18 protein-coding genes and 1 pseudogene are annotated in these 24,764 nt (G+C 69.4%); 9 read left to right on the top strand and 10 right to left on the bottom strand.

The genetic code is table 11. The features are described 5' to 3' along the window. Positions 1 to 114 precede the first annotated feature (114 nt). Positions 115 to 1,857, bottom strand: a complete 1,743-nt coding sequence (locus QAD21_RS10760; RefSeq protein WP_159370683.1) for a DEAD/DEAH box helicase — start codon at positions 1,855 to 1,857, stop codon at positions 115 to 117. Between the two features lie 283 nt (positions 1,858 to 2,140). Here QAD21_RS10760 and QAD21_RS10755 point away from each other — a divergent pair, with 283 nt between their 5' ends. Continuing rightward, complete coding sequence (locus QAD21_RS10755; RefSeq protein WP_065628901.1) at positions 2,141 to 3,379, top strand: YihY/virulence factor BrkB family protein; 1,239 nt, start codon at positions 2,141 to 2,143, stop codon at positions 3,377 to 3,379. Between the two features lie 31 nt (positions 3,380 to 3,410). Here the strand turns inward: QAD21_RS10755 and QAD21_RS10750 are convergent, their stop codons facing one another. Then, a complete protein-coding gene (locus QAD21_RS10750) occupies positions 3,411 to 3,683 on the bottom strand; it encodes a DUF3039 domain-containing protein (RefSeq protein WP_058250213.1) in 273 nt (90 codons plus the stop codon). A 212-nt stretch (positions 3,684 to 3,895) separates the two neighbouring features. On the opposite strand from QAD21_RS10750, the gene QAD21_RS10745 reads away from it, so the two are divergent. Then, the gene (locus QAD21_RS10745) at positions 3,896 to 4,354 is read left to right on the top strand and encodes a DUF3099 domain-containing protein (protein WP_065628902.1); all 459 of its coding nucleotides are present in this window, start codon (positions 3,896 to 3,898) and stop codon (positions 4,352 to 4,354) included. Positions 4,355 to 4,656: 302 nt separating this feature from the next. Continuing rightward, positions 4,657 to 5,595 (top strand): sigma-70 family RNA polymerase sigma factor, encoded by a 939-nt coding sequence (locus QAD21_RS10740; RefSeq protein WP_175401036.1) that lies wholly within the window; start codon positions 4,657 to 4,659, stop codon positions 5,593 to 5,595. Positions 5,596 to 5,639: 44 nt separating this feature from the next. Here QAD21_RS10740 and QAD21_RS10735 read toward each other — a convergent pair whose 3' ends face one another. Further along, positions 5,640 to 8,429 carry a bifunctional GNAT family N-acetyltransferase/acetate--CoA ligase family protein gene (locus QAD21_RS10735; RefSeq protein ID WP_226514220.1) on the bottom strand — a complete coding sequence of 930 codons (2,790 nt, stop codon included), beginning with the start codon at positions 8,427 to 8,429 and terminating at the stop codon, positions 5,640 to 5,642. A 46-nt stretch (positions 8,430 to 8,475) separates the two neighbouring features. Next, positions 8,476 to 9,720, bottom strand: a complete 1,245-nt coding sequence (locus tag QAD21_RS10730; RefSeq protein ID WP_065628905.1) for an acetoin utilization protein AcuC — start codon at positions 9,718 to 9,720, stop codon at positions 8,476 to 8,478. 185 nt (positions 9,721 to 9,905) lie between these two features. On the opposite strand from QAD21_RS10730, the gene QAD21_RS10725 reads away from it, so the two are divergent. Then, positions 9,906 to 10,601 (top strand): metal-dependent transcriptional regulator, encoded by a 696-nt coding sequence (locus QAD21_RS10725; protein ID WP_065628906.1) that lies wholly within the window; start codon positions 9,906 to 9,908, stop codon positions 10,599 to 10,601. 36 nt (positions 10,602 to 10,637) lie between these two features. On the opposite strand, the gene QAD21_RS10720 is transcribed toward QAD21_RS10725, so the two are convergent. Both QAD21_RS10720 and QAD21_RS10715 read right to left on the bottom strand, forming a co-directional pair. Beyond that, a complete protein-coding gene (locus QAD21_RS10720; protein WP_280361393.1) occupies positions 10,638 to 11,762 on the bottom strand; it encodes a DUF4192 domain-containing protein in 1,125 nt (374 codons plus the stop codon). Between the two features lie 91 nt (positions 11,763 to 11,853). Then, complete coding sequence (locus QAD21_RS10715; RefSeq protein WP_280361675.1) at positions 11,854 to 12,525, bottom strand: hypothetical protein; 672 nt, start codon at positions 12,523 to 12,525, stop codon at positions 11,854 to 11,856. A gap of 238 nt (positions 12,526 to 12,763) precedes the next feature. On the opposite strand from QAD21_RS10715, the gene QAD21_RS10710 reads away from it, so the two are divergent. Both QAD21_RS10710 and QAD21_RS10705 read left to right on the top strand, forming a co-directional pair. Beyond that, positions 12,764 to 13,735 carry a PAC2 family protein gene (locus QAD21_RS10710; RefSeq protein WP_280361391.1) on the top strand — a complete coding sequence of 324 codons (972 nt, stop codon included), beginning with the start codon at positions 12,764 to 12,766 and terminating at the stop codon, positions 13,733 to 13,735. A gap of 17 nt (positions 13,736 to 13,752) precedes the next feature. Then, the gene (locus QAD21_RS10705) at positions 13,753 to 15,876 is read left to right on the top strand and encodes a DUF3516 domain-containing protein (RefSeq protein WP_280361673.1); all 2,124 of its coding nucleotides are present in this window, start codon (positions 13,753 to 13,755) and stop codon (positions 15,874 to 15,876) included. On the opposite strand, the gene QAD21_RS10700 is transcribed toward QAD21_RS10705, so the two are convergent. Continuing rightward, entirely contained in the window at positions 15,873 to 16,805 is a 933-nt protein-coding gene (locus tag QAD21_RS10700; protein ID WP_247451979.1) for a hydrogen peroxide-inducible genes activator, read from the bottom strand. The genes QAD21_RS10705 and QAD21_RS10700 overlap by 4 nt on opposite strands. A gap of 125 nt (positions 16,806 to 16,930) precedes the next feature. Here QAD21_RS10700 and QAD21_RS10695 point away from each other — a divergent pair, with 125 nt between their 5' ends. Then, complete coding sequence (locus QAD21_RS10695) at positions 16,931 to 17,518, top strand: peroxiredoxin (RefSeq protein ID WP_058250204.1); 588 nt, start codon at positions 16,931 to 16,933, stop codon at positions 17,516 to 17,518. 11 nt (positions 17,519 to 17,529) lie between these two features. Further along, positions 17,530 to 18,063: an alkyl hydroperoxide reductase gene (locus QAD21_RS10690; RefSeq protein ID WP_065628910.1), complete on the top strand. Its 534-nt coding sequence runs from the start codon at positions 17,530 to 17,532 to the stop codon at positions 18,061 to 18,063. Between the two features lie 166 nt (positions 18,064 to 18,229). On the opposite strand, the gene QAD21_RS10685 is transcribed toward QAD21_RS10690, so the two are convergent. Continuing rightward, entirely contained in the window at positions 18,230 to 19,480 is a 1,251-nt protein-coding gene (locus QAD21_RS10685) for an aminotransferase class III-fold pyridoxal phosphate-dependent enzyme (protein WP_065628911.1), read from the bottom strand. An 82-nt stretch (positions 19,481 to 19,562) separates the two neighbouring features. Between QAD21_RS10685 and hrpA the strand changes: the two are divergent. Further along, a pseudogene (gene hrpA / locus QAD21_RS10680) lies at positions 19,563 to 23,548 on the top strand (ATP-dependent RNA helicase HrpA). Here hrpA and nrdR read toward each other — a convergent pair. Together nrdR and QAD21_RS10670 are read right to left on the bottom strand one after the other, a co-directional pair. Continuing rightward, positions 23,522 to 24,022 carry a transcriptional regulator NrdR gene (gene nrdR / locus QAD21_RS10675; protein WP_058250310.1) on the bottom strand — a complete coding sequence of 167 codons (501 nt, stop codon included), beginning with the start codon at positions 24,020 to 24,022 and terminating at the stop codon, positions 23,522 to 23,524. The pseudogene hrpA and the gene nrdR overlap by 27 nt on opposite strands. Before the next feature lie 99 nt (positions 24,023 to 24,121). Next, positions 24,122 to 24,661, bottom strand: a complete 540-nt coding sequence (locus QAD21_RS10670; RefSeq protein ID WP_065628912.1) for a LysM peptidoglycan-binding domain-containing protein — start codon at positions 24,659 to 24,661, stop codon at positions 24,122 to 24,124. Between the last annotated feature and the right edge of the window lie 103 nt (positions 24,662 to 24,764).

Here is a 24,764-nt window from a genome sequence, read left to right as displayed (position 1 = left end):
CACAGAGCCCGGCCGGAACAATCCGGCCGGGCTCTGTCGTGTCCGGGGCCTGTTCCGGCCCGCCCGACCAGCGCCGCTGCGAAGCCTCTGTCAGCGCCACTCGCGCAGTGTCTATCAGCGCCACTCGCGCAGTGCGGCGATCCGTTCCTTCAGCTGATCGGCGCTCGCCATCGCGGTCGGCGGCCCGCCCAGCCGAGTCCGCAACTCGTTGTGCACCATGCCGTGTGGTTTGCCCGTGCGGTGATGATGCATCGCGACGAGCGTGTTCAGTTCCTTACGCAGGGCGTGCAGGTTCTCGCCGGTGGTTCCCGCCGGCCGGCCGGGAGTGGGCGGCTCGGCAGCCGACGATTCCGAGGACGACGCGACCGTCCGCGCCGTGACCTGTTCCTCCTGGCGTTTGCGCAGGAGGGCACGCACCTGGTCGGCATCGAGCAGCCCGGGCAACCCCAGATAGTCCGACTCCTCGTCGCTACCGGCGAACGTGGCCGTGCCGAACGAGGTGCCGTCGAAGATGACCTGATCGAGTTCGGCGTCGGCATGCAGCGACTGGAACTTCGGCTCGTCCTCCCCCGGCTCGTCCTCCTGCTTGTTGGCGTCGATCAGCAATTGGTCGTCGAGGCCGTCGCTCTCGCGGTGCGGCTTGCCGAGCACGTGATCGCGTTCGACCTCCATCTGGCTGGCGAGGTCGAGCAGCACCGGGACCGACGGCAGGAAGACGCTCGCGGTCTCACCCGGACGACGCGATCGCACGAATCGTCCGATGGCCTGGGCGAAGAACAGCGGCGTCGACGAGCTGGTGGCGTACACACCCACGGCCAGGCGGGGGACGTCGACACCCTCGGACACCATGCGGACCGCCACCATCCACTCGTCGGTGGACGCGGCGAACTGGCCGATCCTCGACGACGACTTCGGGTCGTCGGAGAGCACCAGCGTCGGCGGCTTGCCGGTGATGGCGGTGAGGAGTTCGGCGTAGTCGCGGGCCGCGGTCTGATCGGTGGCGATGACCAGCCCGCCCGCATCCGGTGTGCCGGTCGCACGGAGCTGTCCCAGCCGCGTGTGTGCGGCGGTGAGGACCGCCGGAATCCAGTCGCCGTGGGCGTCCAGCGCGGTACGCCAGGCGCGGGTGGTGTGCTCCGCGGAGAGCGGTTCACCCAGCCGGGCGGTGTACTCCTCGCCCGCGCTGTCGCGCCAGCTGGCCTCACCGGAGTAGGCGAGGAACACGACCGGACGGACGACGCCGTCCTTCAGTGCGTCGGCGTAGCCGTAGGTGTGGTCGGCCTTGGAGCGCTGATGCCCGCCGGCCTCCGGTTCGTAGGTGACGAACGGGATCGGCGAGTCGTCGGAGCGGAAGGGTGTACCGGTCAGCAGGAGCCGGCGCTCGGCGTCGTCGAAGGCCTCCCGGATCGCCTCGCCCCACGACTTGGCATCGCCACCGTGGTGGATCTCGTCGAGGATGACCAGGGTGCGATAGTTCTCGGTGCGCACCCGGTGCCGGGCCGGATGGGCGGCCACCTGTGCATAGGTGACGACGACGCCGTGGAAGTCCGAGCTGGTCTGTCCGGCGGCGTTGGTGAACCGGGAGTCGAGCGCGATCCCGACCCGCGCGGCGGCCTCGGCCCACTGGTGTTTGAGGTGTTCGGTCGGGGCGACCACGGTGATCTTGTCGACGGTGCGGTCATCGAGGAGTTCGCGGGCGATACGCAGGCCGAACGTCGTCTTGCCGGCGCCCGGCGTCGCCACGGCGAGGAAGTCCTTCGGCTTCTGCGTCAGGTACTTGGTCAGCGCACGACGCTGCCAGGCGCGGAGCTGGAGTTTCGGGCCGGCGGTGGATCCGGAGGGTTCGGCTGACGTCACCTTCTGGGCTGCTCCTCCACGCGTGCGGGTTTCCGGCCGGACATGAAACGACCCCTCGCGTGCGGGGCCCGCGCCCGAGGGGACCCGCCAATGGTACCGCCGAAGCGCGACAGCTCCCGCATCCCGACACCGGGCCGCGGCGTCCGCCGCGACGGGCGCCCGTGGGCGATCCGAACGACTCGCCTGGTGACCCGGGTACCCAATCGGCCTCCCGATCGGGGATATTGAACACATCACAACGCGCAAGAGGAATCCGGTCCCACTGGCCGACGACCCGTCGTCGGTGGTTGCCGCGAGCCCGCCCGCCGTCCCGCCGGGTCCCGTGTCGACTGCGGTCACCGCGCCGATCGGCGACCCACTCGCCGATGTCGGGGCCGCGACCGAACCCCTGCGCGCGCCGCTGCGGTCCGCCCCGGCCTCCGGGGACGTCGAAGTCCTCCGCGGCGCGAAGGGGTCGACCGAACCGGACGCTGGGTCGGAGAAGACCGGGAACGACGATCCGGAACGAACCGAGGCGGCGTCCGGACCGGGCCTGCCGGTCCTGCCGAACATTCATCGCGTGGTCTGGCGCACGATCGTCAAGTCCTGGGACGACGGGATCATCGGCTGGGCCGCACAGGCCGCGTTCTGGCAGGCGCTGTCGCTGCCGCCGCTGCTGCTGGGTCTGCTCGGCTCGGTCGGTTACGTCGCCGGCTGGTTCGGCCCCGACACCGTCGACGTCGTCTACGCCCGCATCATCGACCTCGCCGGCCGGACCTTCACCCCCACGGTCGTCGACGACCTGATCACCCCGACGGTCGACAGCGTGCTCGGGCGCGGCCGGATCGGCCTCATGTCGGTCGGGTTCGTCATCTCATTGTGGGCGGGATCGTCGGCCGTCTCGTGCTTCATCGCCTCGATCGCGCACGCACACGACCAGCACGAGGTCCGACACCCGGTGTGGCAGCGGTTCTTCGCGCTGTTCCTCTACGTCGGCTTCCTGAGCGTCGCGGTGTTCCTGCTGCCCCTCGTCGCGCTCGGACCGAACTACCTGCGCGCGATCGTGCCGGAGTCGTGGGGATCGTTCGTCACCACCCTCATCGACTACGGCTACTTCCCGTTCGTCGCCGTCCTCCTGCTGTTCGTCCTGACGACGCTCTACCACCTCGCGCTGCCCAATCCCCTGCCGTGGCATCGGCTCATCGGCGGGGCGATCGTGGCCGGCGTGTTCTTCTGGGTCGCGAGCTACGTGCTGCGCATTTATCTGACCAAGATCACCGAGGCCGGGGTCTCCTACGGGGCGCTGGCCACACCGATCGCGTTCCTGCTCTTCACGTTTTCGCTGGGCTTCGGCATCGTGATCGGCGCCGAGTTCAACGCGGCCGTGCAACAATTCTGGCCCGCGAAGGCGTCGACCACCACGCAGGTCCGGCACTGGGTGAACTCCCAGACCTCCGACTTCACCGGCCAACTCCGGACCCTGCCCGACCGGCTGTCCTCCGGCCCGATCCGCCGGCAGGCGCGGCACCGCGACCGCGGCTGACCGGCGACGCCCGCCGATCAGCCGCCTCGCGTCACTTGCGCATCTTGTTGTAGATCTTCTTGCACTTCGGGCAGACCGGCGACCCGGGCTTGGCCGACCGCGTGACCGGGAAGGTCTCGCCGCAGAGGGCGACGACATGATTACCCATGACCGCACTCTCGGCGATCTTGTTCTTCTTCACGTAGTGGAAGAACTTGGGGCGGTCGTCGTCACCCCGGTCGGTCGCGTCGGCATCGGGACGCTCGTCGGTCTTGGTGTCGGACCATTCGTCGAGGTCCGGGCGTTCGATGGTTTCGGTTCCCATTCGTCCATTGTGCGTCACAACCGGGCCGACGGAACACCCGAGTGCTCATTCGCCCCGCTCGCTACGCTCCCGGCGGCGGGACCCGATTCGCCCCGCTCGCTACGCTCCCGGCGGCGGGACCCGATTCGCCCCGCTCACTACGCTCCCGGCGGCGGGTGCAATAGACCGCCAAAAGGAGGACAGTGGAGAGGGTGTTCGAACAATGGGAATCCATGGGTGAGTCCGCTCGCGGACAGCACGGCCGCAACAGCACGTCGCCGCACGTCGACGAGCACGGACATCCCGCGTCGAAACGTCCGGGCGCCGAGGCGTACCTGATCACCGACGCACCGGACTCGCTCGAGGCCCAGCACCGAGCGCGTGTGCGTAAGTATCTGTTCCTCATGGCTTTCCGCGTGCCGGCGCTCGTCATCGCCGGTATCGCCTACGGCATCACCGGGTCCGGACTACTGGCGCTGGCCATCGTCGCGATCTCCATCCCGCTGCCATGGGCGGCGGTCCTGATCGCCAACGACCGTCCGCCGCGCAAGCGCGGCGAGGTCCCCCAGTACAAGTACGGCGCCGACCATCACGTCGTCGGACCCCCGGCACTGACCGATACCGGCACCGACCACCAGCTGTCGCGCACCATCGACGGGCAGGTCGTCGATCCCGACGACCCCCGCGCCTGACACCTCCGGACCAGACGGGTCGGCACCGCGGCCCCGTGCGTTCCCGCGTTCCCTCGGGTTCCCCCGCGCGCGACATCTCAGCAACTTCTCAGCCGGTTGTCGAGTCGCGAAAAAGAATGCGCAGGTCACCAAGCCTCGGCGAGGTTTGCTCCGAACCACTCTCGGGAACTATCGCCCACACAAGGGCGTTGGACCCAGTGAACGCACTCAAGTCAGGAGGCCGCATGTCACGCTCGACAGTTGCACGTTCGACCCCGACCAAAGGTTTCGCCGAAGTCACCCCTCCGGGTACCCGGCCGGCGATGACCGAACAGGATCTCGACGCCCAGTCTCCAGCGGCGGATCTGGTCCGTGTCTATCTGAACGGAATCGGTCGCACCGCCCTTCTCAACGCGGAGCAGGAGGTCGAACTCGCCAAGCAGATCGAGGCCGGGCTCTACGCCAAACACGTTCTGGCCACCAAGAAGCGGCTGTCCGCGGCCAAGAAGCGTGACCTCGCGGTCATCGTCCGTGAAGGCGAGGCCGCCCGGGCCCACCTGCTCGAGGCGAACCTCCGCCTGGTCGTGTCGCTGGCCAAGCGCTACACCGGCCGCGGCATGCCTCTCCTCGACCTGATCCAGGAGGGCAACCTCGGTCTGATCCGGGCGATGGAGAAGTTCGACTACGCCAAGGGCTTCAAGTTCTCGACCTACGCCACCTGGTGGATTCGTCAGGCGATCACCCGCGGAATGGCGGACCAGAGCCGCACGATCCGGCTCCCCGTCCATCTCGTGGAGCAGGTCAACAAACTGGCCCGCATCAAGCGCGAGCTGCACCAGCAGCTCGGCCGCGAAGCGACCGACGACGAGCTGGCCAACGAATCGGGCATCCCCGCGGAGAAGATCGCCGACCTGCTCGACCACAGCCGCGATCCGGTGAGCCTCGACATGCCGGTGGGCAGCGACGAGGAAGCTCCCCTGGGCGATTTCATCGAGGACGCCGAGGCCACCTCCGCCGAGAACGCCGTCATCGCCGGCCTGTTGCACTCCGACATCCGCGCCGTCCTGGCGACGCTGGACGAGCGTGAGCAGCAGGTCATCCGGATGCGCTACGGCCTCGACGACGGCCAGCCGCGCACCCTGGATCAGATCGGCCGCATGTTCGGGCTGTCGCGCGAGCGCGTGCGCCAGATCGAGCGCGAGGTCATGGGCAAGCTCCGCCACGGCGACCGTGCCGAGCGCCTGCGCGCCTACGCCAGCTGAGCGTCCCCGCACGCTCCGCCGCCTCCTTCACTGAGTCCACTCGGTCACCCGAGTCGCCTGGGTCCGGTGTCCCGCCTGTCGGGCACCGGGCCCACGCGTATCCGGGCATTGAGAACGGCCGCGCCGTCGACCGAGGCCAGGATCGGATCGCAGACCACCTCGCGGACCTCCGGGATGTCGTCGGTGAGCGTCGAGATGCGCAGCAGCAGATCGGCGAGCGCCTCCTTGTCGGCGGGCTCCTCCCCGCGGTAGCCCGACAGCAGCGGTGCCGAACGCGGCTCCTCGATCAGTTCCCGTGCATCGAGTTCGGACAGCGGGACGGCGCGGTAACCGTGGTCGCCCAGCAGGTCAAAGGTCCGCCCGGACAGACCGAACGACATCACCGAACCGAACGACGGATCGTCGCGCACCCGGATGACCGTACCGACGCCCTTCGGCGCCATCTTCTGCACGTGCAGCACGCGGTCGCCGGTGAGTTCGGTCAGTTCGGCGAACGCCGTCACCACCGTCGTCGCGTCGGGTAGGTCCAGGCGCGCGCCCTCGCGGTCGAGACGACCGCGCCACTTGTCCGACGTCGCCTTCACCGCCACCGGCAGCCCGAGTTCACGGGCCGCCGCGGATGCCTCGTGCATCGTGGTCACCTCGCGGAACGGGACCACGTCGATCCCGTACCAGCGCAACAGCTTCGCCGACTCCACATGCCCCAGCAACCGCTCGGCGGGACGACCGGTCGCACCGTCGCCGACCATCGCCTCGCGCACGAACATCCGCGCGGCCTCGGGATCGGTGCCGTCGGGACGGTGGACCACCGATTCCGGCCGCAGGCGCCACCGGGCGTACTGCCACGCCCTCGCCAGTGCGGCGGCCGCGCGCTCGGGCGAGCCGTACGACGGAATCGACCCCTTGGTCGGCATGCCGTTCGGGCCGGGCCGAGTCAACCCCGGCGGGATGCCGTCGACGGCTAGGAAGGTCGTGACGATCGGCTTGTCGGCGTCGGCGTCGGGGGTGTTGGCCGCCGCCATGAGCGCCCGGGCGTGCCAGTCGGCCCCGACCGCGACCGGCGGCACGAACACGACGATGATCCCGTCCACGCCCGGGTCGGCCATGGCCGCCGAGACCGTCGACTCGAACTCCTCCTCCGAGGCGCCGGCACCGAGATCGACGGTGTCGACGACCTCGAGGCCGCCGTTGCGCGCGGTGTCCGCCGCCAGGCTGCCCAGCACCGACGAATTGCCGATGATGCGGACGCGCGGGCCGCGCGGCAGCGGCTGATAGGCGAACACGGCCGCGCAGTCGAACAACTCGGGGATCGTGTCCACCTGGATGACGCCGGCCTGTTCGAGCATCATGCGGGCGATCTGGTCGTCGAGGGTGGCCGCCGAGCGCGCCGCCCGGACCGGCGTCATCGCACCCCGGCCGGATTTTACCGCGATGATCGGCTTCGAGCGTGAGACCCGCCGCGAGATCCGGGAGAACTTGCGCGGGTTACCGAAGCTCTCCAGGTAGAGCAGGATGACGTCGGTGGTGGCGTCGGTGTCCCAGTACTGCAGGAGGTCGTTGCCGGACACGTCCGCGCGGTTGCCGGCCGAGGCGAACGTCGACAGGCCGATCTGGCGACGGGCCGCGGTGTCGAGGATCGCGATGCCCAGGGCGCCCGACTGACAGAAGAACCCGACCCGGCCGGCGGCCGGGATGCGCGGCGCCAGGGTCGCGTTGAGCGCGACCGCCGGGTCGTTGTTCGCAACGCCCAGCGCGTTCGGCCCGACCAGTCGCATCCCGTGCTCGCGGACCTGGGCGACCAGGCGGCGCTCGTTCTCGAGGCCCTCCTCCTCGCCGGACTCGCCGAAGCCCGACGACACCACGACGAGCGTGCGCACACCCTTGACCAGGCAGTCGTCGAGCACGTCGTCGACGCGCGCGGCCGGCACCGCGACCACCGCGAGGTCGACGGGGTCGGGGATGTCGCGGACGGTCTCGTAGGCCCGGATCCCCCGCACCGACGGCGGTCGTTCCCGGGTGCGACGACGCGCCGGCGTCGGTTCGCGGCCGACACCGGGCCGTCCCGGCTCGGGCTCCTCCTCGACCCGGGCGGGGCCGTTGACCGGGAACACCGGCCCGGTGAATCCCCCGGCGATGATGTTGGCCAACAGGGCGTTTCCGACCTTGTTCGGGTCGGTCGAGGCCCCGATCACCGCGACCGAGGCGGGTCGCAGCAGATTGGCGACGCTGCGGGCCTCCGACGCGCGTTCACGGGCGTTGCGCACCGACAGCAGCGCCTCGGTGGGGTCGATGAGGAACTCAACGTGCACGGTCGAGCCGTCGAAGCTCCGTGCGAGTTGATACCCCGCGTCGCGGAACACCGCGACCATGTTCGGGTTCTCGCTGAGGACCTCGGCCTCGAAACGGGTGAAACCGTTCTCCGCCGCCGCACCGGCCAGGTGTTCGAGCAGGATGGGTCCGAGGCCGCGGCCCTGGTGTTCATCGGCGACGACGAACGCCACCTCGGCCGATTCGGGTTTGCCGTCGAAGCCGAGACCCTCGTAGATGCCGACCGCGATGATCTCGCCCCCGAGTTCGGCGACGATCGCGACACGCTGCTGGTGGTCGACGGTCGTCATCCGGGCCACCTCGCGCGGCGGCAGGGTCGGAGTCGGACCGAAGTACCGCATGTACCGGGTGCGCTCGGAGAGCTTGGAGTGGAAGGCCACGATGCGGTCGGCGTCGTCGGGCACGATCGGTCGCAGGTGCACGACGCCGCCATCGGAGGCCAGCACATCTGCGATCCAGTGCCGCGGATAATCCCACGGGCTACGCGGTTCCGGCTGATCGGCCATGGCGGGAGTGCCTGCGGGCGCGGTGGCGTCGGCGGTCGAGGTGTCGTCAGTCACGGGGGTCCTCCGGGTCGAGACCGTGAAGCGGGTAGACCGCGCGTCGGGTGGCGAGGATCGCGCGGTCGGTCTGGCGTTGGGCGTTGGCCGCGACACCGTCGGGTGGTTCCTGGCCGGCGTCGCCGGCCCACGGCTGGTAGTCGACGATGCCCCCGTCGCCCATGACCCGAACGGGCGGGGCGGCATAGTCGGAGTGCACCTGCTCGGAGATCTGTTCGGCTGTGGCACACCAGGATTCGTCGATGACCGACGATACGTCGACCTCGCGACCGAGGGCGACGCCCAGCAGATGCGTCCAGCTGCGCGGCACCACGTTGACGACGCCGTAGCCACCGCCGCCGACCGCGATCCAGCGGCCCTCGCAGTACTTGTCGGCGAGGTCGCGCATGGCGATCATCGCCGCCCGCTGTCCGTCGACGGTGAGCGAGAGGTCGGTCAGCGGATCGGCGCGGTGGCTGTCGGCACCGCACTGGCTGACGATGATCTGCGGCCGGAACTCGGCGATCAGCGACGGCACCACGGCGTGGAAGGCGCGCAGCCACAACCGGTCCTCGGTGTTGGGCATGAGGGCCAGGTTGACCGCGCTGCCCGCCGCGTCGCCGTCCCCGACCTCGGTCGGCCATCCGGTGCCGGGCCACAGGGTCGCCGGGTGCTGGTGCAGCGAGACCGTCATCACCCGCGGGTCGGCGGCGAACTCGACCTGGACGCCGTCGCCGTGGTGGGCGTCGACGTCGATGTAGGCGATGCGGTCGAAGCCGTGGTCGAGCAGATATCTGATCGCGATGGCGCAGTCGTTGTAGATGCAGAATCCGGCGGCGCGCGAGCGCATCGCATGATGCATGCCGCCGCCGATGTTGACCGCTCTCGTCGCCGCCCCGGAGACGACCGTCTGCGCCGCGGCCAGCGTGCCGCCGACGAGCAGGCGCGCGGCCTCGTGCATCCCGGTGAAAACCGGGTTGTCGGCGTCGCCGAGGCCGAACAACCGCTCGAGCAACGGCCCCGACAGCGACGCCGTCCCCGAACCGACCGCACGGACCGCGTCGATGTAGTCGCGGCTGTGGACGACGGTCAGGGCGTCGTCGTCGATGGCCTGCGGCGGGATCGTCTCGACGTCGTCGAGGACTCCGAGGCTCTGCGCGAGGGTCATCGTGAGGGCGAGTCGGACCGGGTTCATCGGGTGCGTGTGGGCCCATCGGTAGGACAGGAAGTCCTCGCTCCAGATGACGGCCGTCGTCATCGGGCGCTCGTAGTGTTGATCACGACCTCAGGCTAGTGGTACACATCGCGCAGCGGCCACGGATGTCGCGTCGGACACGAGTGCGCGCCACGTACCGCCGCCCCGGGACTCCCCGGTCGCGGTGAGATCGCGGTCACCACTCCCGAAGAGGGTAATCTTGGCGGGGACGAAAGGGATTGCGCACAGTGAACGACCTGGTTGACACCACCGAGATGTACTTGCGAACGATCTACGATCTCGAAGAAGAGGGCATCGTGCCGCTGCGGGCGCGGATCGCCGAGCGTCTGGACCAGTCCGGTCCCACCGTGTCGCAGACCGTTGCCCGCATGGAGCGCGACGGCCTCCTCCGGGTCGCCGGGGACCGACACCTCGAACTGACCGACCGCGGACGCACGCTCGCCGTCGCGGTGATGCGCAAGCATCGCCTCGCCGAACGCCTTCTGGTCGACGTCATCGGAATGCCCTGGGATCAGGTCCACGAGGAGGCCTGCCGCTGGGAGCACGTGATGAGTGAGAACGTCGAACGCCGCCTGCTCGCGGTCCTCGAATACCCGACGACCTCGCCCTACGGAAACCCCATCCCGGGACTGGAGTTGCTGGGCGTGGAGGTGCCGAGCTCCGACGACGGCGCCACCCGCCTCGCCGACCTCCCGCCGGGTGAGACGGTGCCGGTCATCGTGCGTCGCCTGTCCGAACACGCCCAGTCCGACACCGAACTGATCGGCGCGCTGCGCGAGGCGGGCGTGGTTCCCAACGCCCGTGTGACGGTGTCGAACACGGCCGGCACGATCACGATCGACACACCCGGTCACGACGGCCTCGAACTTTCGTCCGACATGGCGCACTCGCTGTTCGTCGAGAAGGTCGTCGAAAAGGTCTGACACAGCAAAGGTCTGACACAGCAAGGTCTGCAGTGGTCACCCGGCGGTACGCAGTGTCGCCGCCGGGATGACGACGCCGAGGCGTTTCGCGGCGTCGTAGGACTTCTCGATGGTGCCCCACAGCCTGGCCGGGCGGACACCGGCCCGCAGGGCGGTGTCGAGCAGCGTGGCCAGGTGGTCGGTGTCCGTGCCCGCAAGCGCGACGTCGAGGGCGACACCGGTGTAGGCGCCATCCCCGCCGATGTAGTGCAGATGCGCGAGAAGTGTTGCGGCGGTGGACCGTCCGCGTCCGGTCAGCCGCCGGGTGAGTTCTCGCCAGAGGTGTTCGGCGGCTCCCCGGAGTTCGGTGACCGACAGGGCGAGCGCGGCGTCGCGGACGTCGGGGCGCAGGATCGCCTGTTCCAGTCGGTCCAATTCGCCACAATCCAGTGGTTGTTCCGTTTCGATCATCGCGCTGATGACCAGGTCGAGTGCGCGCGTCGAGGCCTCGACGTCCTCCTCGTCGGGATCGAACAAGTCGAGATCGCTCTGATCCAGGTCGATGCCCCGGCATGCCCGACAGTCCGGCAGCGGACGTCCCGGACCGCATTCGCCGTCGAGCGGTTCGAGCATCGTCCGCATCTCCGAGCGCCGGGCGAGAATCCGCCGTCCCGAACGCACCGCCTCCGCGACCGCGGTCGGACTCGTGTGCGGATCGTCGAGTTGTCCGGCCGACCCCGCGGACACGTCGACCGACCAGGCTCGGTCCTCCGGACACCAGATGGTCGACCAGTGCACGCCGGCATCGAAGCCCGGCACCACGAACCCGGCGGCGACACCACCGACATCGCCGAAGTACCGGTCGCTCATCGCGAGGATCCGCCGATAGCGACGGTCGTCCGCCGGGTAGCGGTCATCGGCGATCACGACCAGCATCTCCTCGATGCCGTAGGTGGACGTGATCTCCCCGAGTCCGGCGAGGACGACGACCAGTTCGCGCGTGGGGCTGCCGTCGGATTCGAGGGCCAGGTCGTGCCGCATGGTCGCGTTCACCGTGCGATCGCCGGCGATGGCGATCGCGATGATCGACCGCTCGGGGACGAACCCCAGTCGAGCGGGGATCGAGGTGAGCAGCGTCGTCGGGTCGTGGGGGCCATGCGGTGGCGGTTCGAGGATCTGCATGGCGACAGCGTCACCCGTGGCCGAGCCGCTCGAACGGCGGTCGACACACGCTGTGGACAACCAGGAGAGGTCATCCACAGGGCGGTACTGGTCAGCCGAACGCGGCCGCGAGCGCCTTTCCGAACAGCGTGTCGAGCGCGGCGGACGCTTCGGGAGGTACGGGACCTGCTGCGGGCCAACGGTATTCGGTGTACACCCGGACGCCGTCCCGCTCGCCGAGCAGCGTGAGAGCGCTCGTGGTGGACGGGACACCGCCGCCGGTCACGATCGTGCGGCGGAGCGTCGCGGTGTCGACCCCGTCCGGCGCCGGCGGCGGGGGCAGCACCTCGGTGGTGATCGTCGAGGACGCCCCGAACGTGGTCGTGGTGGTCTCGGGGCAGCGCTCGGCCAATTCGACCACGTCGTCGAGCGGCGTCTCGACACCGGCCACGACCGAGGTGAGGGTGGCCCGCTCCCCCGGGCCGGGACCCAGGAACGCGACCGCTCCGTCCGCGGGGACGGACGCGGGTGCACACTCCGGCGGCGACACCTCGGTGCCCGTCCGTCCGGGCATCGGCGCCCCGGTCACGTCGGCCAGGGCGTTCGCGACCGCCGACGTCGGGATGGGACTCGCGGCGCCGTCCGGGAAGTCCGCGGCCTCGACCGATCGCGCGGACAGGTCCGGACTCGACGGCTCCGGCTGACCGCCGACGGAGCAGGCGGACAGCACGAGCGCCGCGGCGACGAGACCGGCCACCGTGCCGGGAACGAGGCGGCCGGGCAGGGACAGGCGCAGTCGGGGCGCATGCGGCTCGATCACAACGGTCTACTGTGCCACCGGCGTCTCCGCCAGGTGTCGAGGACACACCCCTGGGGAACAACAAACAGGAACACCAACGGGGGGAATCACCGGTGTGTCGCGGTGGTTGCACCGAGGCGAGTGGCCACCGCCGGGTGCGGTGCGAGACAATGGACGTTCAGCTGTCTCTTCCGGGACAGCTGCCAGCAGAAGGAGGGACGACGTGGACGAGCAGCCCGCGCGCAACGACGCGCTGTATGAACTCGCCTTTCCCGCTCCGCAGGTGACCCGGCCCGACGGCACGGGTCCGGTACTGATCCACGCGCTCGAGGGCTTCGCCGACGCCGGGCACGCGGTCGCGCTGGCCGCGACGCATCTCCGCGACAGCCTCGAGTCCGAGTTGGTCGCGACCTTCTCCTCCGACGAGCTGATGGATTACCGGTCACGCCGGCCGACCATCTCGTTCAGCGGCGAGACCTTCACCGACGTCGAGATGCCGACGCTGGCGCTGCACGCGATCCGCGACAACTCGGGCAAGGGTTTTCTCCTGCTCGCCGGTTCCGAACCCGACCTCCGGTGGGAGCAGTTCGTCGACGCGGTCCGACGCCTGAGCGACGGACTCGGCGTCACCGATGTCATCGGCCTCAACGCGATCCCGATGGCCGTGCCGCACACCCGACCGCCGTCGATCACGGCGCACGGCAGTGATCCCGACGCCCTCGGTGACCTGCCCCGGTGGGGATCGGCGATGAAGCTGCCCGCCAGCGCGTCGATGCTCCTCGAGTTGCGGATGGGCGAACACGGCTACCGGGCGTCGGGCCTGTCGGTACATGTCCCGCACTATCTCGCGCAGACCAACTACCCGGCGGCGTCCGCACGCCTGCTGGCGGCGGTCGCCGAGCTCGCCGGTCTCGACCTCCCCCTCGCCGCTCTCGACAGCGCCGCCGAGAAGGTACGCGCACAGGTGGACAACGAGGTCGAGGGCAACTCGGAGATCGAGTCCGTGGTGGCGGCGCTGGAGACCCAGTACGACACGTTCACCCAGGCCGCGCAGGAACGCTCGTCGCTGCTCGCCGCCGAGGAATCGCTGCCCAGCGGTGACGAACTCGGCGCCGAACTCGAACGGTTCCTGGCCGAGCAGACCGGCGACGGCGAGGCCGGCCCCGGGGACGAGGGTCCGCAATCACCGATCTGATCCCGGACACCGCACCGATACCCGCGCCGCACGTCCTGGTCCCCACCGACGACGAGGACACCGCACTCGAGCGGTACACCGAGTGGTGGACGGGACGCGGCCTCGACCTCTACCCGCATCAGGAGGAGTCGCTTCTCGAGCTCCTCGCCGGCAGCCACGTGATCCTGGCGACGCCGACCGGCTCGGGCAAATCACTCGTCGCGGCGGGCGCGCTGTACTTCGCGCGCTGCCGCGGCGAGCGTGCGTTCTACACCGCACCCATCAAGGCGCTCGTCAGCGAGAAGTTCTTCGAGCTGTGCGCCATGTTCGGCGCCGACCAGGTCGGACTGCTGACCGGCGACGCCGCGGTCAACGCCGACGCGCCCATCGTGTGTGCGACCGCCGAGATCGTCGCCAACCTCGCCCTCGCCGCCGGCGGTGCGAGCGACATCGGCACCCTCGTCGCCGACGAGTTCCACTACTACGGTGAACCCGACCGCGGTTGGGCCTGGCAGGTCCCGCTCATCGAATTGCCGTCGACGCAGTTCCTGCTGATGTCGGCGACGCTCGGCGACGTGTCGTTCTTCGTCGACGACCTGACCCGGCGCACCGGACGCGAGACGGTCGAGATCACCGGCGCCGAGCGTCCGGTCCCCCTGGACCATGCCTACGCGATGACCCCGATCCACGAGACGATCGAGGAGCTCGTCGACCGGGGACGGGCGCCCATCTACGTGGTGCACTTCACCCAGGCCGCCGCGGTGGAGCGCGCGCAGGCGCTGCTCAGCGTCCGGATCTGCGACAAGGCGGAGAAGGCGGCGATCGCCGAGGCGATCGGCGACTTCCGGTTCTCCACCGGCTTCGGCAACACGCTGTCCAAACTGCTGCGCGCCGGTATCGGCGTCCACCACGCCGGGATGCTCCCCCGTTACCGCCGTCTGGTCGAACGTCTTGCGCAGCAAGGGCTGCTGAAGGTGATCGCCGGCACCGACACCCTCGGCGTCGGCATCAACGTGCCGATCCGCACGGTCCTGTTCGCGGCCCTGAGCAAATACGACGGACGGCGGGTCCGTCGCCTGCGGGCACGCGAGTTCCATCAGATCGCCGGCCGGGCCGGGCGCGCCGGTTTCGACACGATCGGCTACGTCGTCGCGCAGGCTCCCGACCACGACGTGGAGAACGCCCGTGCGGTGGCCAAGGCCGGCGACGATCCCAAGAAGCTCCGAAAGCTGGTGCGCAAGAAGCCTCCCGAGGGTTTCGTCTCGTGGGGGGAGAAGACCTTCCTCCAGCTCGTCGATGCGCCCGACGAGCCCCTGCGCAGCCACTTCCAGATGACGACGGCCATGCTCCTCGAGGTACTCGGCCGACCGGGCGACTGTTTCGCCGCGGTCCGCCACCTTCTCGAGGACAATCACGAACCGCGCGACCGCCAGCTGCGCACCATCAAGCACACTATCGAGCTCTATCGGGGGCTCCGGGACGCGGGCATCGTCGTGCAACTCGCCGAACCCGACGACACCGGCCGGCACATCGCCCTGAGCGTGGACATGCCGGAGAACTTCGCGTTGACCAACCCGCTGTCCGCCTTCGCGCTGGCGACGTTCGAGATCCTCGACCCCGAGTCGTCCACTCACGCACTCGATGTGGTCTCCATCCTCGAATCGACCCTGGAGAACCCGCGACCGCTGCTGCTGGCCCAGCGCAAGGTCGCGCGCGACGCCGCGATCGCGGAGATGAAGGCCGACGGCATCGAGTACGAGGAGCGGATGTCGCGCCTGGAGGAGATCACCTGGCCGCCGCCGCTGGCCGAGGAGATCTACGCCGCGTTCGACATCTATCGTCGCGGGCACCCGTGGGTGTCGTCGTTCCCGCCGGCGCCGAAGTCGGTGCTCCGCGAGATGCTGGAGAAGGCCATGACCTTCACCGAGCTGATCTCCGCGTACGGGCTGGCGCGCAGCGAGGGCGTGCTGCTGCGCTATCTGTCGGACTGCTATCGCGTTCTCCGGCAGGGCGTTCCGACGAGCGTCGTGACCCCCGAGATCGAGCGGATCGTCGAGGAGCTGGGCACCATGGTCCGCGAGGTCGACTCGAGTCTCGTCGACGAGTGGGAGGCTCTCGCCGCACAGGCGGCCGCGGCCGAGATGGCCGGCGGCACGGTCTAGAGCGCGGTCACGGCACCGGTCGCGCCGACGAGATCGCCGATGAGAGAGCCCAGTTCGCGGTAGGCCTCGTCGTGGCGCGCGGACGCCCGGAAGACCAGGCCGATCCGCCGCCCCGGCCGCGGGGCCGCGAAGGTCGCGGTGGCCAGATCACCCGACGCCGTCTCGGAGGCCACCGCCGTCTGCGGGATGAGCGTCACGCCGAGTCCGCCGACGACGCAGTGCACCGCGGTGGTCAGCGAGGCGGCCCGGGTCTGACCCAGATCGGGCCGCACGCCCGCGAGCCGGCACACCTCGAGCGCCTGATCGCGCAGACAGTGCCCCTCGTCGAGGAGGAGGAGCGGCAGGTCGGCGAGCGCGGTGGGATCGACGCGGCGGCGTCCGGCCAGCGCGTGACCGGACGGGAGTGCGAGAACGAAATCCTCACGATAGATGGGAACTTCGACGATGCCGGGCATGTCGACGGGGAGAGCGAGCAGCGCGACGTCGAGCGTGCCGGTGCGCAGTTGTTCGATGAGGCGGGCGGTCTGTTCCTCCACCACCCGGGGTACGAGGTCCGGGAGCCGTTGCCCGAGTCCGCGCAGCAGCGTCGGCAGGACGTAGGGCGCCACCGTGGGGATGACCCCCAGCCGCAGCGGCCCGCTGAGCGGTCGGCCCGTTCCGGCGGCCGCCGAGGTGAACTCGTCCATGGCCTCGGTCACCGCGATCGCTCGCGGGAGGAGTTCGTCACCCTCGGCGGTCAACAGGACACGCCGCGTGGTGCGTTCGACGAGGGTCACCCCGAGACCGGACTCCAACGCCGACAACGCCTGCGACAGCGATGGCTGACTGACACCGAGATCGGCTGCCGCAGTGCCGAAGTGGCGTCGATGCGCGAGTGCGACGAAGGCACGCAACCCGGCCATGGTCGGCTGATAAGTTCTATCGGACATGCTTATCAGTGTAGTGCTAGTAATCACGTTTCGTTTTCGACCGTAATCCGGCACGATGGTACCTGTACGTCGCGAAACTCATTCGCGCGCAGATTCCGTACATTCACCAGCTGAAGGAGCGATACATGGCCCTGCTCACCATCGGTGACCAGTTCCCTGCCTACAACCTCACCGCCGTCATCGGTGGCGACCTCAGCAAGGTCAATGCCCAGCAGCCCGACGACTACTTCACCACCGTGTCGTCCGACGATCACCCCGGTCAGTGGCGCGTCGTGTTCTTCTGGCCCAAGGACTTCACCTTCGTGTGCCCGACCGAGATCGCCGCGTTCGGCAAGCTGAACGACGAGTTCGCCGACCGCGACACCCAGGTGCTCGGCGCCTCGGTGGACAACGAGTTCGTCCACTTCCAGTGGCGCGCACAGCACGAGGACCTCAAGACCCTCCCGTTCCCGATGCTGAGCGACCTCAAGCGCGAACTCGCCACCGCCGCAGGCGTTCTCAATGCCGACGGCGTCGCCGACCGCGCCACCTTCATCATCGACCCGAACAACGAGATCCAGTTCGTGTCGGTCACCGCGGGCTCCGTGGGCCGCAACGTCGACGAGGTCCTGCGCGTCCTCGACGCACTGCAGTCCGACGAACTGTGCGCCTGCAACTGGAAGAAGGGTGACCCGACGATCGACGCCGGCGAGCTCATGACGGCCGGCGTCTGAGAGGAGAACAGATGAGCATCGACAACCTGAAGGAAGCACTTCCCGAGTACGCCAAGGACCTCAAGCTCAACCTCGGTTCGATCAGCCGCACCACCGCGCTGACCGAGGAGCAGCTCTGGGGAACCCTGCTGTCGACCGCTGCCGCCACGCGAAACGCCAAGGTGCTCAGCGAGATCGCCGACGAGGCCGCCGACACGCTGTCCGCCGAGGCCTACAACGCCGCGCTCGGGGCCGCGTCGATCATGGGGATGAACAATGTGTTCTACCGGGGTCGCGGCTTCCTCGACGGCAAGTACGACGACCTGCGTCCGGGCCTGCGGATGAACATCATCGGCAACCCCGGCGTCGACAAGGCCGCTTTCGAGCTGTGGTCGTTCGCGGTGTCCTCGATCAATGGCTGCGGTCATTGCGTCGCCGCGCACGAGAACACCCTGCGCGAGGCCGGCGTCGACCGTGAGGCGATCCTCGAGGCGCTCAAGGTCGCGTCGATCGTCAGCGGTGTCGCCCAGGCAATCGCGACCACCGAGGTGCTCGCCAACGCCTGATCCGTCGCATGTGAGACGACGACGGGGCCCGGCTGCGCTACGCAGCCGGGCCCCTTCGTGACGCGCCCTCCGCAAGCTCCATGCGCTCCTCAGGGAGCAGAACGAGACGCGCCCTCCGCAAGCTCCAGGCGCTCCTCAGGGAGCAGCACGAACGGGCGCCCCAGGGTCAGCTCAGCGCCGCGCGCATCCGGTCGGCGAGTTCGCCGACCTCGGCGGTCGTCATCACGAACGCGGGCGAGATCTGCAGCGCCCCTTGACCTGCGGCGCGGGTGCTCACCCCGTGTTCGCGCAGCTTGACCACCGTCGCCGGGGCCGTCGCGGGGTCAGCCAGCTGTACCGCGGTGACCGCGCCGAGTCCGGTCCGGACCTCGGCGACCGTGTCGAGGTCGGCGAGCGGCGACAGCGCGGCGGCGAGGTCGCCCTCGAGCCGTGTCGCCTCGGCGAGCAGGTTCTCTCGCCGGATGATCTCGAGGTTCGCGAGGGCCGCCGCCGCCGCGCCCGCGTGGCCGCCGTAGGTGTACCCGTGCCGCCACCAGACGCCACCGGCGAAGAACGGCTCGGCGATCCGCGGTGCGATGAACACCGCGCCCATCGGGACATACCCCGAGGTGAGCCCCTTGGCAGTGGTGATCATGTCCGGTTCGAGGCCGAATCGTGCGGAGGCGAACCAGGATTCGCCGCCGATGCGGCCGAAGCCGGTGACGACCTCGTCGACGACGAAGAGGATGTCGTGGTCGCGGCAGATGTCCCGCACCTCGGCGAGGTAGCCCTCCGGCGGGAGATAGATGCCGCCGGCCCCGATGATGGGCTCGCAGAAGAACGCGGCGATGTTGTCGGCGCCCACGCGCTCGATGAGACCGAGCAGGCTCTTCGCGTCGTCCCATTCGACGTTCTGGACGTCGTGCATGAGTTCGCCGTAGCCGTCGTGGTTGAGCGGGATGCCCGCCAGCGAGGTACCCGCGGCATGCATCCCGTGATAGGCCTTGGTGCGGCTGACGACGACCCGCTTGGATTCGCGGCCCTGCTCCACCCAGTAGCGGCGGGCGAGTTTGACCGCGGTGTCGATGGAGTCGCTGCCGCCGGAGGTGAAGAAGATCTTCGATCCGGGTACCGGCGCGATGGCGCCGAGCTCCTCGGCGAGCTGCAGGGTGACGTCGCTCGCGAAGTCACCGAAGTTGGAGTAGTGCGCGAGGGTGCCGAGCTGGCGCGCGACGGCATCGGCGATCTCGGTCCGGCCGTGCCCGACGTTGGTGAACCACAGTCCGGCGGTCGCATCCAGGTAGGAGTTGCCGTCGCGGTCGAAGATCCGCGCACCCTCTCCCCTGGTCACGACGAACGGCCCGCTCGCGGTCACCGCACCCATGTCGGCGAAACCGTGCCACAACGATCCAGTACCAGTGCTCGAACCATCAGCCATGGCCCCATGATGCCGGTCCACGCGGCCCACGCGGCCACTGGGGTGAACCGGCCTCGGCGCTTCCCCATATCCTGGAGTGATCATGTCGGCCCCGTCCTCGTCACCTGACCCGTCCCCGTCTCCACCGGACACCGCTGCATCGGACATCCCCCGCTCGGATCTGCTCCGCGCACTCGACGACGTGGGCCTCGTCGACGCCGACCGGTTGCGTCGTCGCATCGATCGGCTCGCCGCGCGCCCGGATGCCGCGAAGTGGCGACAGTTGGTCGCCGATGTCGACAAGGCACGCGCCCGTCTCGACCGGCGGCGCGCGACCGTGCCGATTATGCGCTTCCCCGACGAACTACCGGTCTCCGCCGCACGCGACGAGATCGCCGAGGCGATCCGCAACCACCAGGTCGTGGTCGTCGCGGGCGAGACCGGCTCGGGCAAGACCACCCAGCTCCCCAAGATCTGCCTCGAACTCGGGCGTGGCATCCGCGGGTCGATCGGGCACACCCAGCCCCGGCGCATCGCCGCGAGCTCGGTCGCCAAGCGCATCGCCGACGAGACCGACACCGAACTCGGCGACGCGGTGGGCTACTCCGTCCGGTTCACCGACCGGTCGGGCGCCGACACCCTCGTCCGGGTCATGACCGACGGCATCCTGCTCCGCGAGATCGCCACCGACCCCATGCTGCGCCGCTACGACACCCTCATCATCGACGAGGCCCACGAGCGCAGCCTCAACATCGATTTCATCCTCGGCTATCTGCGCCGCCTGCTGCCCCGACGCCCCGATCTGAAGGTGATCATCACCTCGGCGACGATCGAACCGGCGCGCTTCGCACGGCATTTCAGCACGCCGAAGACCTCGGTCCCGGTCATCGAGGTATCCGGACGCACCTATCCGGTCGAGATCCGGTATCGACCGCTGAGCCTGCAGGAACGCCCCGACGACGGGGACGACGCCGGCGGCGGCGAACATGCGGATCTCGACCAGATCCAGGGCATCGACGCCGCCGTCGACGAACTGTGGGCCGGTGGCCGCGGCGACATCCTCGTGTTCCTGCCCACCGAACGGGACATCCGAGAGACCGCCGAGGCGCTCCGTCGACGAACCGGCGGCAGCAAGGGTCCCGGTGCCGAGATCGTGCCGCTCTATGCGCGACTTTCGATCGCCGAGCAGCAGAAGGTGTTCTCCCCCTCCGACGGACGCCGGATCGTGCTGGCGACCAACGTCGCCGAAACGTCGGTGACCGTGCCCGGCATCCGCTACGTCATCGACACCGGCACCGCCCGTATCAGTCGGTACTCGACCAGGACCAAGGTCAATCGTCTTCCCATCGAACCGGTCTCACAGGCCAGTGCCCGGCAGCGGGCCGGTCGATGCGGTCGTGTCGCCCCGGGCGTCTGCATCCGTCTCTACAGCGAGAACGACTTCGACTCCCGGCCGGCCTTCACCGACCCGGAGATCCTGCGCACCAACCTCGCGGCGGTCATCCTCCAGATGACCTCGCTGAAACTGGGTGAGATCGCCGAGTTCCCGTTCGTCCAGCCGCCCGACGACCGCGCGATCCGCGACGGTATGGGTGTTCTCACCGAACTCGGCGCCATCACCGTCCCGCGCGAGGGCGGGCCCCCGCGACTGACCCCGATCGGCCGGTCGATGTCGCGGATCCCGGTCGATCCCCGGGTCGCCCGGATGCTCATCGCCGGACACGAACTGGGTTGTCTCGACCACCTTCTCGTGATCGCCGCCGCGATGTCGCTCCCCGATCCACGGGAACGGCCGGCCGAGCACCGGGAGGCCGCCGACGCCCAGCACCGGCGCTTCGTCGTCCCGCAGTCGGACTTCCTGTCCTACGTGGAGCTGTGGCGGTACCTCGGCGAACAGCGCAAGGAGTTGTCCGGCAGCCGCTTTCGGCGCATGTGTGAGCGCGAGTACCTCCACTTCCTGCGCATCCGGGAGTGGCAGGACCTCCACCGGCAGCTGACCGAGATCGTCAAGAACCTCGACTGGTCGGTCGCGCCCACCGAACTCGACGCCGACGCCGTCCACCGATCCATCCTGTCCGGGTTGCTCAGCAACATCGCCGCCCGCAACACCGAGGGCCGCGAGTTCACCGGTGCGCGCAACACCACGCTGATGATCTTCCCCGCTTCTCCGCTCGCCAAGAAGCCGCCCGCCTTCATCATGGCGGCCGAGGTCCTCGAGACGTCGCGCCTGTTCGCCCACACCGTCGCCGGGATCGATCCGCTGTGGGCCGAGAAACTCGCCGGGGATCTCGTGAAGCGCACCCACAGCGAGCCGCATTGGTCGGCGAAACGCGGAGCGGCGATGGCCTACGAACGCGTGACCCTCTACGGGGTCCCGCTCGTCGCCCGCCGGCGCGTCGACTACGGCCCCATCGACCCGGTGGTCTCCCGGGAGCTGTTCATCCGGCACGCTCTCGTCGAGGGCGATTGGCGGACGCAGCACGCCTTCTTCGACCGCAATCGCACGCTTCTCGAGGCCGCCTCGGACGTCGAGAACCGCACGCGCACCCGGGGTCTCGTGATCACCGAGGACCAGCTCTTCGAGTTCTACGACCAGCGGCTACCGTCCGACGTCACCTCGGCCCGGCACTTCGACACCTGGTGGAAGAAGGCCCGCCGGGCGAACCGGATCTGCTGGATCTGCGCCCCGAGGACGTCACGGGAGGCACCGACGTCGCCCCCACGGACTATCCCGGCGCCTGGCAGCAGGGCGACACCCGACTCGAACTGCGCTACCGGTTCGAACCGGGCGCACCCGACGACGGCGTCACCGTCGTGATCCCGCAGGCACTGCTCCCCCATGTCCGACCGGCCGGCTTCGACTGGTCGGTCCCGGGCATGCGCGCCGAACTGGCCACCGCACTGGTCAAGTCGCTGCCGAAACAGCTCCGCAAGAGCATGTCGCCCGCGCAGCGATTCGCCGAACTCGCGCTCGGCCGGCTCACCCCGCGCAAGGAGCCGCTCACCACCGGGCTGGCCCGCGAGCTCTCGGCGATCACCGGGATGCGGGTGACCGCGGGCGATTTCGACACCGACCGGGTACCGCCGCACCTGCGCATGCATTTCGCGGTGGCCGACGACTCCGGACGGATCGTCGCCCGCGCCGACTCGTTGCCCGAACTCCAGCAGACCGGAACGCCCGCGGCGCCGAAGACGGTGTCGCGCAACCTGTATAAGACCTGGACCGCCGATGGGATCGGCTCGCTCGCCGAGCAGACGACGGTCGATGTCGCGGGGCAGCGGCTGACCCGGTACCCGACGATCGACGTGGTCTCCGACGCGAAGGGCCACGCGCGCGGCGTTGTCGTCGTCGATGCGGCTAGCCCGGAGACACGGGACCGCCTCCTGCGACGCGGGATCGTCGCCCTCCTCGACCTCGCGATACCTCCGCTGCACAAGCGGATCGCCGGCTCGCTGAGTCCGGTCGAACGACTCGCCCTGAGCCAGAGCCCGTACTCGACCACCGAGGCACTGCTCGCCGACTGCACCCGACGGGCCATTCGGGACACGGTCGCCGACATCGACGACGCAGAGCTCGCCGCGGTTCGCTCACCACAATCCTTCTCGGCGCTGCTCGAACGGATCCGGCCACGGGTCGCCGCGGCCGCACCGGACTACTTCTCGCTGGCCGTCGCAGCCCTCGAACGGATGTCCCCGCTGCGGGCGGCGATCGACCGGCACGCCGGTTCGCTGGCTGCCGACGACGTCGCCGAACAGGTCGCCCACCTCGTGTTCGACGGATTCGTGGCGGCTACCGCGCGACGCCACCTGGAGAATCTGCCGCGCTATCTCGACGGCGCGCAAGCACGTCTGGAGGCACTACCCGCGTCCGCAGCACGCGACCAGGCCGGGGTGGCCGCCGTCGATCGCGTCGTCGAACGGTGGGCCCAACGCCTCGAACAGGTACCCGAGCACCGGCGGGCGGTGGTCGACGACGAAGCGCAGTGGCTCGTCGAGGAGTTGCGCGTGGGGCTGTTCGCCCAGCGTCTCGGCACCGCGTTCCCGGTGTCGGAGAAACGGGTCCTACGAGCTCTGGACCGACTCGGCTGACACGGGTTCGGCGAGCGCGCTCCCGGATCCCGATGCCGCCTTCAGGTCGTCGATCTCGCGCTGGAAGTCCTCCACCGAGTCGAACGACCGGTACACCGAGGCGAAGCGCAGATACGCCACCTCGTCGAGATCGCGGAGCGGGCCCAGGATGGCGAGTCCGACCTCGTTGCTGGGGATCTCGGCCGATCCACTGGCGCGCACCGTGTCCTCGACCTGCTGGGCGAGCTGCGCGAGCGCGTCCTCGGCGACGTGGCGGCCCTGACAGGCTCGCCGCACGCCACGCATGACCTTCTCCCGGCTGAACGGCTCGGTCACGCCGTTGCGTTTGACCACCGCGAGCACGGCGCTCTCCACGGTCGAGAACCGGCGACCGCACTCAACACAGGAGCGACGGCGGCGGATGGCCTGCCCTTCATCTGCGACACGCGAGTCGATGACCTTGGTGTCGTCGTTCTTGCAGAAGGGGCAGCGCATCGTGTCCTCACGCAGGTCGCGGGACGCTGGAACGCACCCGAAGCGTGCGCCCCGCCGCTTGTCGGCCGGCCCCTGTGACATCGAGGATACCGCCCGGCCTCAGCGGTACCGGGGGGTGAGCAGGGGCTGGCCCACCTGCAGCGCGCTCGACCCCAGATCGTTCATCGCGACGATCTCGTCGATCACGACCTCGCGCGGCATCTCGGGTGCCACCCGGCCGGCGATCGAGCTGAGCGAGTCCCCCGAGCGCACATGGACGACCTCGGAACTCACGGCGGACGGTGTCAGCGAGTCCGAGTAATTCTGGCCGACGACACCGAACACCCACACGACGAACGCCAGCCCGACACCGGCGAGGAGCGCGACCGCGGTGCGGCGGCGGCGACGGAACACCGCCGCGTCGGGCCCGACCGGGCCACGTCCCCGGACCCCGACCGGAGAGCCACAGTGGGTACCGCCCACCCGCGGGGTCACCGGCGATGCCCCCCGCGGCCGGGTGCCGGCCGGCCGGTTGTCGACCGGTCGGCCGCCGTCGGACAGCGGGGCGCGGGTCCGGACGCGATCGGCGCGGTCGGTGCGCGGCCGGACGGCGTCGGGACGGTCGGTGCGGACGGGAGCGACGAGAGTGGCGGTGCGCATGGTGCCCTCCGGTGTTCGGGTGTCTGGGATCGTGCGGGTGTGGTGGTCGGTGTTCGAACATCGATCAGATGTTCGATGCACTGATGTTCGAATTTGTAGCACG

Source organism: Gordonia sp. SMJS1, assembly GCF_029866425.1.
GTDB classification, from domain to species: Bacteria; Actinomycetota; Actinomycetes; order Mycobacteriales; family Mycobacteriaceae; genus Gordonia; species Gordonia hongkongensis.
Note: the sequence above shows the minus strand (reverse complement) of the source record. Positions and strands in the feature narration are given on the sequence as shown.